Genomic DNA, 1,069 nt, shown 5'->3' with positions numbered 1-1,069 from the left:
TCACGCCCCCCGGTGCGGTCCTGGACGCGGCCGAGCAGGCGCTGCGTCGGCAGCAGTACCGCACCCGCCGGGTCCGCGGCGACGACGGACGGGACTCGGTCGCAGCCGAGCGCGGCTACCTGCGGGAGACCGGGAATCTGCTGTTCCACGTGGCGCTGCTGGCGGTGCTGGTCGTGGTCGGCGTCGGCGGCGGGTTCCGGTTCACCGGGCAGCGGGTGCTGGTCGAGGGGCAGACCTTCGCGTCCACCCGGATCGCGTACGACTCGTTCACCGCCGGCCGGTTCATCACCGACACGCAGATCCCGACGTTCTCCCTCACCCTGGACCGGTTCCGCGTCGACTACGTCCTGGACAACGTCAACGCGCTCGGCATGCCGAAGACGTTCGACGCGCAGGTCACGACCACCACAGGCGACACCCGGCAGGCCTCCAGCATCCGGGTCAACGAGCCGCTGTCGGTGGCCGGCACCGACATCTATCTGCTCGGCAACGGGTACGCCCCCACCCTCACCGTCCGAAACCCGGCCGGGAAGATCGTGTTCCGTGACACGGTCCCGTTCCTGCCGCAGGACGCGAATTTGACCAGCTTGGGCATCGTGAAGGTTCCCGACGGGCTGGCCGAGCAGGTCGGCCTGGTCGGGATGCTGTACCCCACCCGCGCGACCACCGCCTCTGGGGCGTTCGCGTCCAGCTACCCGGACCTGCTGGACCCGGTCGTCACCTTCAACGTGTACGTCGGCGACCTGGGCCTGAACACCGGGGTCCCGGTGTCGGTGTACGCACTGGACACCAGCACCCTCACCCAGATCGCCGGGCGGGGCACCCCCACCCCCGCCCTGCAGTTGGTCCCCGGCACCCCGGTTCCGCTGCCGGACGGGCTGGGCACGATCGAGCTCGGCCCGATCCCCCGGTTCGCGTCGCTGGAGATCGCCGCCGACCCCACCCAAACCCCCACTCTGATCGCCGCGGTCGCCGCGATGGCCGGGCTGGCCCTGTCCCTGTTCGTGCCCCGCCGCCGCCTCTGGGTCCGCGCAACCACCGGCCGCCGCGGCGGCACGGTGCTGGAGGT

1 protein-coding gene is annotated in these 1,069 nt (G+C 71.6%); it reads left to right on the top strand.

Going from position 1 to position 1,069, the window contains the following annotated elements:
• Positions 1 to 1,069 (top strand): cytochrome c biogenesis protein ResB (gene resB, locus RR49_RS00050; protein WP_045245674.1); only part of this gene is annotated, 1,069 nt, incomplete at both ends.

The organism is Microbacterium ginsengisoli (assembly GCF_000956535.1).
GTDB classification, from domain to species: domain Bacteria; phylum Actinomycetota; class Actinomycetes; order Actinomycetales; family Microbacteriaceae; genus Microbacterium; species Microbacterium ginsengisoli.
Note: the sequence above shows the minus strand (reverse complement) of the source record. Positions and strands in the feature narration are given on the sequence as shown.